The organism is Roseitalea sp. (assembly GCF_984466335.1).
On the sequence record NZ_CFIFWG010000158.1, the window covers coordinates 1 to 7,226 of the forward strand.

Below are 7,226 nucleotides of genomic sequence, written 5' to 3' on the forward strand. Positions count from 1 at the left end.
CGCACCCGCCGGCCGCGACGCCCTAGCGGACCTGTTCCATCCGATGCCGGGTTCGGCGCCGGTCGAGTGGCGGATCGCGGACGGGCTGACGGACCATGAGACGGCCGTCGCCTTCATGGAGGCGCGCGCCGAGGCGGTGCGCGCGGGCACGGCGGCCGAACTGGTCTGGCTGGTCGAGCATCCGCCCCTCTATACGGCGGGCACCAGCGCCGATCCGGCCGACCTGACCGATCCGGACCGGTTCCCGGTGTTCAGGACCGGGCGCGGCGGCCGGTACACCTATCACGGCCCCGGCCAGCGCGTGGCCTACATCATGCTCGACCTGAAGCGCCGCAAGCCCGATGTGCGCGCCTTCGTCGCCGCGCTCGAAGCCTGGGTGATCGGCACGCTGGAGGCGTTCAACGTGCGCGGCGAGCGGCGCGAGGGGCGGGTCGGCGTGTGGGTGCGGCGACCCGGGCGCCCTTCGCCCGTTCCCGGAACGGTTGCCGAGGACAAGATCGCGGCGATCGGCATCCGCCTGCGCAAATGGGTCTCGTTCCACGGCGTGTCGATCAATGTCGAGCCGGATCTGACGCATTATGCCGGAATCGTGCCGTGCGGCGTGGCCGGACACGGCGTCACCAGCCTCGTCGATCTGGGCCTGCCGGTCTCGATGGCCGACCTCGACGTGGCGCTGAAGGCCCGGTTCGAGACCGTGTTCGGGCCGGCCGGCGCGCCTATTCGAACTCCATGATCACCGCGTCGACGGCAAGGCTCTGGCCGACCTTGGCATGGATGGCCGCAACGGTCGCCTCGCGCTCGGCGCGCAGCACGTTCTCCATCTTCATCGCCTCGATCACGGCCAGCGTTTCCCCCGCCTGGACCGGCTGGCCGACCTCGACGTCGAGCGAGACGACCAGGCCCGGCATCGGGCAGAGCAACTGCCTTGTCGTGTCGGCCGCGGCCTTTTCCGGCATCAGCCCTTCGAGCCGGGCGACGTGCGGCTGCATCACATGGGCGACGACAGAATGGCCGCGCCAATCGATTCGCACGCCATTGACCGCCGGCCTGATCTGCGCGATCACCGGCCGTCCGTCGACGGTCCCCGCCCACAGCGGATCGCCGAGGCGATAGCCGGTCTCAAGGTCCAGCGGCTGTCCCCCCTCCAGCGTCACGGACATCGACCGGCAGAGGGCCGCGCGCGGGTCGGTCACGCGCATGTCGTAACAGTCGCCGCCGAGCTTGACGACCCAATCCTCGCCCAGCCGCCCCGAATGCGGCGCGATCCGGCCAGCGTGGCGGTCGAGCCGGTCCTTGCGGATGATCTCCACCGAAAGGGCGATCGCCGCCAGGATATGGCGCGCGGCTTCGTCCGGTTCGGCCGGCGTGAAGCCGTCGGGATATTCCTCGGCGATGAAGTTCGTCGTCAGCCGGCCCGCGCGCCAGCGCGGATGCGCCATGAGCGAGGCGAGGAACGGCGTGTTGTGCGCGATGCCGTCGATGACGAAACCGTCGAGCGCATCGGCCATCGCATCGATCGCCGCGCCGCGGGACGGCGCCCAGGTGCACAGCTTGGCGATCATCGGATCGTAGAACATGGAGATCTCGGCGCCGGCGAAGACGCCCGTGTCGTTGCGCACGACAAGCGCGTCCGTGCACCGTTCGGCGGGCGGCCGGTAGCGCGTCAGGCGGCCGATCGAGGGCAGGAAGCCGCGCACCGGGTCCTCGGCGTAGACACGGCTCTCCACGGCCCAGCCGTTGAGCGCGATGTCGTCCTGTCCGAACGCCAGTTCGTCGCCGGCGGCGATGCGGATCATCTGCTCGACCAGATCGAGACCGGTGATCAGCTCGGTCACGGGATGCTCGACCTGGAGCCGCGTGTTCATCTCAAGGAAGTAGAAGTTGCGGTCCCGGTCGACGATGAACTCGACCGTGCCGGCGCTCTGATAGTCGACCGCCCTGGCCAGCGCGACGGCCTGGGCGCCCATCGCCGCGCGCGTTGCGGCATCGAGGAACGGCGAGGGCGCCTCCTCGACCACCTTCTGGTTGCGGCGCTGGATCGAGCATTCGCGCTCGCCCAGATGCACGCAGTTGCCGTGCGCGTCGGCCAGCACCTGGATCTCGATGTGGCGCGGCTCCTCGACGAACTTCTCGATGAAGATGCGGTCGTCGCCGAAGCTGGATGCGGCCTCCGATCTGGACCGCTCGAAGCCGTCGCGCGCCTCGGCATCGTTCCAGGCGATGCGCATGCCCTTGCCGCCGCCGCCGGCCGACGCCTTGATCATCACCGGATAGCCGATCCCGCCGGCGATCCGCACCGCCTCGTCCGCATCGGCGATCAGGCCCATATGGCCGGGCACGGTCGAAACGCCCGCCTGGGCGGCGATCTTCTTGGAGGTGATCTTGTCGCCCATCGCCTCGATCGCGCGCGGCCTGGGTCCGATGAAGGTGATGCCCTCGGCTTCCAGCGCCGCGCAGAAGGCGGCCCGCTCCGACAGAAAGCCGTAGCCGGGATGCACGGCCTGGGCGCCCGTCGTCCTGACCGCCTCCATGATCGCGTCGATCACCAGATAGCTCTCGGCCGCAGGCGGCGGGCCGATACGCACCGCCTCGTCGGCCATCGACACATGCAGCGCGTCGGCATCGGCGTCCGAATGGACCGCGACGGTGGCGATCCCCATGCGTCGCGCGGTCTTGATGACGCGACAGGCGATCTCGCCCCGGTTGGCGATGAGAATCTTGTCGAACATGCCTTGTCCCCTCCCGCGTGCGCGTTCCCGCCGTGAGCAGGGCCTTGATAGTTCAAACGCACGGCCGGGCAATCAATTCTTGTTCGTGACGCCGACTTTCCGCTCCCGCCAGAACACATAGAGCCCCGAACCGACGATGATCGAGATGCCGAGCCATTTCGAAGGCGTTGGAAACTCGGCGAACAGGGCAAGGCCCAGCGCCGCCGCCGAGACGATCTCGATATACTGGAACGGCGCCAGCAGCGAGGCCGGCGCCATCTGGAAGGCAAGGACGAACAGATAGTGGCCCACCAGGCCGAGCAGGCCCATCACCAGCACCAGGCCCCAGACGCCCGGCTCGGCCGGCATGCCGACCGACAGGTCCTCGACATCGAGGATTGTTCCCGCGGCGAGCGCGGCGACGACGATCGCCATGCCGCCAAGGCCGGAGACATATTGCATCACCATGGCGCTGTCGGTGTGGCCGGCAACGCGGTTCAGCAGCAGATAGGCGGCGAAAAACGTCGCCGCCGCCAGCGGCAGAAGCGAGACCGGCCCGAAGATCGCGTAAGACGGCTGGATGACGATCAGCGCCCCGCCGAAACCGACGATCACCGCGGCGATCCGCCGCCAGCCCACCGTCTCGCGCAGGACGATCATCGACAAAAGCGTCAGGATCAGCGGTTCGACGAAGAAGACGGCGATCGCATCGGCGAGCGGCATGTATTTGATCGCCGTAAAGAAGAAAAGGCTCGCCGCGCCCAAAAGCATGCCGCGCACGAAATTGAGCCCGAACCGGTTCGAGCGCAAGGCGCCGAACCCGCCCAGCGCCAAGAGCCAGCCGAAGCAGAAGACCATCTGCACGGCGAATCGGAAGAAGGTGATCTGGCCCGGCGACATGGCGCCGCTCTGCCCCAGATGCTTGGCCACCGCGTCCATCGCCGGCAGGATCAGCGCGCCGACGACGGCCAGCGCCATGCCGCGCACCGGATGGTCGCGGTCGATCGAGGGTCGCGATGGCAGCGCCTGAACCATGGTCGAGACCTGACACGGATCGGCGTCGCGCGAAAGCCCTTCCGGTGGCCGCTTGCCGGCGGCTGCTTGCCGATGGCCGCTTGAATTGCGACCGGGCGACGTGGTTAGGGTCAGGACCCATCAATGTGATTGAAATGGCGCAGCAAGCGGCAAGGAGACGGAGCGCGATGACCGACCCGACCGATGCGCTGGCCGAGGCCTACAACGCCGCGCTCGAACATGAAAAGGCCGGGCGCAGGCACGAGGCCGCCCGGCTCTACCGGACATGTCTCGACCTCGAACCGTCCGATCCGTGCGGGGCGCGGATGCGGCTGGCGTCGATGGGCATGGGCCCGGCGCCCGACAGGGCGGGCGACGCCTACATGGCGACCCTTTTCGACCAGACCGCCGACCGGTTCGACCACATCCTCACAGAGGCGCTGGGCTATGCGGTGCCGATGCAGGCGGCCGACTGGCTGCGGGCCAACCGGCCCGGCCCCTATGCGCGCATGCTCGATCTGGGCTGCGGCACCGGTCTTGCGGGCATGATGATGGGGGACATGTGCGCGCACGCGACCGGCGTCGACATCTCGGGGCGGATGATCGAAAAAGCGGACGAGCGGGCCGCCTATGACGCGCTCTACATCAACGAGGCGGTGCACTTTCTCGATCAGTGGGCGGGCAGCGGCGATGCGGCGCACGTCCCGTTCGATCTGATCGCGGCGACCGACGTCCTGCCCTATTTCGGGCCGCTCGAAACCCTGTTCGACGCCATCGCGGCCAACGCCGCCGACGGGGCGCGCCTGCTCGTGTCGGCCGAGACCGATCCCCTGCACGACGACCGGGGCGTCGACTGGTCGGTCACGGTGCACCAGCGCTTTGCCCATTCGGCCGCCTATCTGCGGGCCATGTGCCGCCGCGCCGGCTTCGCGGCGATCGAACTGTGCGAGCCCATCGGCGTGCGGCGCGAGGCCGGAACGCCGGTTCCGGGCTTCCTCGTCGTCGCGGCGAAGCCTCAGGCGGGCCGGTAGCCGGCCATCATGTCGCGCTTGGTGCCGAAGCCGGGCCGCTTTTCGACGACGAAGCCGGCCGCCTTCAGGTTGCGCCTGACCCAGCCGGCCGCCGTATAGGTGGCGAAGGTGCCGCCCGGCGCGGTGCGCTCGAAGACCGCGCGCATCAGCTCCGTCGACCACATGTCCGGGTTGCGCGCCGGCGCAAATCCGTCAAGGTACCAGGCATGGGCGGCGTCCTCCCAGGCGCCGACGCGCGCCGATGCGTCGCCGACATGGACGGTCAGCGTCGTCTGCTCGTCCATCGGCCAGCGCACGGGCGTGCCGCCCATGGGCGGCCAGCGCGACACGAGCCGCCCGCAAAGCGGTTCGAGGTCGGGCCAGCGGCCGATCGCCCTTGCGATCTGGGCGCCCCGCATGGGGAACGCCTCGAACGAGACGAAGTCGAGCCGCGCGCCCTCGGGCCGCGCTGACATCCAATGCCGCCACGTCTCAAGGAAGTTGAGCCCCGTGCCGAAGCCAAGCTCGGCGATCGTGCACCCACGGCACCGGGGCCAGCGTTCCGGCAGGCGGTTCTGGCCGATGAAGACATGGGCCGTTTCGGCACGCCCGTCCTCGCGGGCATAAAAATGGTCGCCAAAACGCTCCGAAAACGGCATATCGCCGTCCGTCCAGCGCACATCGTCCCGCTCCGGATCACCGCCCAATGCCCGTTTCTCCATCCTCGCCCTCTCCCGACATCGCCGTCATCGGCGGCGGCATTGCCGGGCTGTGGTGCGCGCACGAGGCCGCCCGGCGCGGCGCGCGCGTCGCCCTGATTGAAAAGCGCACAATCGGCGCGGGCGCAAGCGGCGGCATGCTCGGCGCCCTGATGCCGCACCAGCCGACCGGCTGGAACGCCGGCAAACGGTTTCAGCGCGACGGGCTCGTCGCCCTGCCGGACCGGATCGCCGCGCTTGAGGCCGAAACCGGCCTGTCCTGCGGCTATCGGCGCGTGGGCCGGCTCGTGCCGATCGCCAACGCGGAAAAGCGCCGCCAGAGCGCGCAATGGGCCAAGGGGGCGAACGCGCACTGGCCGCGCGGCCTCCGGTGGACCGTGGAGGATGCCAATCCGGCGCCGGGCTGGTTGGCGTGCCCGGCCATGCCCCACGGCGTCAATCACGACACGCTGTCGGCGCGGCTCGATCCGCGCGCGCTCCTTGCGGCGCTGCGCGCCGCGCTCGAACGGACCGAACGCGTCTCGATCCGCCAAGGCGTCCCGGTCGAGGCGCTGGCCGAAGACGGCCGGATGATCCTGCCGGGCGGCCGGACGATGACCGCCGGCGCGACGATCGTGGCCGCCGGCACCGGCGCGTTCGCGCTCATCGACCCCGCCGATCCCGCGCGCATCGGACGCGGCGTCAAGGGCCAGGGCGCGCTTCTGAGGCCGGCCCGGCCGGTCGATCCGGAACGGCCACTCCTTTACGACAAGGGCGTTTATGCGATCGCGCATGAAAGCGGGCTGGTCGCCGTCGGATCGACGTCGGAGGACGTGTTCGAGGCGCCCGATGCGACCGACGAACGGCTCGACGGGCCGATCGCCCGCGCGCGCGCTTTGCCCGGCGCTGCTGGACGCCGAGATCGTCGAGCGCTGGGCCGGCGCGCGGCCGCGCGCTGCGGGGCGCGAGCCGCTGGTCGGCCCCCTGCCCGGCGCGCCCCGCACCATCGTCGCCACGGGCGGCTTCAAGATCTCGTTCGCCATCGCCCATCTCATGGCCGACGCGGCGGTCCGCTTCGCGCTCGGCGAGACGCCGGCGGACCTGCCCGCCACGTTCCTGCCCGCGCACCGCATCCGGGCCGGCCTTGCATCGCAGGACCGCCTGTGCCACCGCAAGGGACGCGAAAGGACACGCAGATGAGCCAGCCGGCAAGCCCGGCCGCGGACGGGACCGACCGCGCTATGACGATCCGCAAGGCCGGGCCGCTCGACATCGCCGCGCTCGTCGCCCTGGCCGTGATCTGGGCCTCGGCGTTCGTGGCCATCAAGGTGGCCGTGCCCGAAACGGGCGCGCTGTGGCTGGCGGCGGGCCGCGTGGCGATCGGGGCGGTCGTGCTCGTGCCCTACATCGTCTGGCGCGGGTTCATCCTGCCGAGCACGGCCCGCACATGGGCACTCGTGATCGTGATGGCGCTGTTCAATGTCGTCGTGCCCTTCTTCCTGATCTCCTGGGCGGGCCTGACGATCGATGCGGGCATGATGGCGCTTCTGATGGGCACCGGGCCGTTCATGGCGCTGATCGGCAGCCATTTCTTCACCGACGACGACAAGATCAACCTGCTCAAGCTGATCGCGGTGGCGCTCGGCTTTGCCGGCGTTGCGGTGCTGGTCGGCGGGGGAGCGCTCGGTCAGGTGGGCGGCGCCTACCTGCTGGGGCAGTTGGCCGCGCTGGGCGGTTCGGTCTGCTATGCGACATCGGGCCTGATCGTCCGCCGCATTCAGATGCCGCCGACGCGG

Annotated in this window: 6 protein-coding genes and 1 pseudogene; 4 read left to right on the top strand and 3 right to left on the bottom strand. The window is 69.9% G+C overall.

The window, feature by feature from the left end; genetic code table 11:
• Window positions 1-43 precede the first annotated feature (43 nt).
• Window positions 44-733: a lipoyl(octanoyl) transferase LipB gene (gene lipB / locus AC5E6L_RS12820; protein ID WP_491773775.1), complete on the top strand. Its 690-nt coding sequence runs from the start codon at window positions 44-46 to the stop codon at window positions 731-733.
• Here lipB and AC5E6L_RS12825 read toward each other — a convergent pair.
• A complete protein-coding gene (locus AC5E6L_RS12825) occupies window positions 717-2,729 on the bottom strand; it encodes an acetyl-CoA carboxylase biotin carboxylase subunit (RefSeq protein ID WP_491773769.1) in 2,013 nt (670 codons plus the stop codon). The genes lipB and AC5E6L_RS12825 overlap by 17 nt on opposite strands.
• A 72-nt stretch (window positions 2,730-2,801) precedes the next feature.
• Window positions 2,802-3,743: a DMT family transporter gene (locus AC5E6L_RS12830; protein WP_491773771.1), complete on the bottom strand. Its 942-nt coding sequence runs from the start codon at window positions 3,741-3,743 to the stop codon at window positions 2,802-2,804.
• A gap of 167 nt (window positions 3,744-3,910) precedes the next feature.
• Between AC5E6L_RS12830 and AC5E6L_RS12835 the strand changes: the two genes are divergently transcribed.
• On the top strand, window positions 3,911-4,753 hold the full coding sequence (locus tag AC5E6L_RS12835; protein ID WP_491773773.1) for a class I SAM-dependent DNA methyltransferase: 843 nt from the start codon (window positions 3,911-3,913) through the stop codon (window positions 4,751-4,753).
• On the opposite strand, the gene mnmC2 is transcribed toward AC5E6L_RS12835, so the two are convergent.
• The gene (mnmC2, locus tag AC5E6L_RS12840; RefSeq protein ID WP_491773777.1) at window positions 4,738-5,391 is read right to left on the bottom strand and encodes a tRNA (5-methylaminomethyl-2-thiouridine)(34)-methyltransferase MnmC2; all 654 of its coding nucleotides are present in this window, start codon (window positions 5,389-5,391) and stop codon (window positions 4,738-4,740) included. The genes AC5E6L_RS12835 and mnmC2 overlap by 16 nt on opposite strands.
• A gap of 47 nt (window positions 5,392-5,438) precedes the next feature.
• Between mnmC2 and AC5E6L_RS12845 the strand changes: the two are divergent.
• Window positions 5,439-6,630: pseudogene (locus AC5E6L_RS12845) on the top strand (NAD(P)/FAD-dependent oxidoreductase).
• 41 nt (window positions 6,631-6,671) lie between these two features.
• Window positions 6,672-7,226: DMT family transporter (locus AC5E6L_RS12850; protein WP_491773779.1), on the top strand; the 555-nt coding region annotated here is incomplete at its 3' end.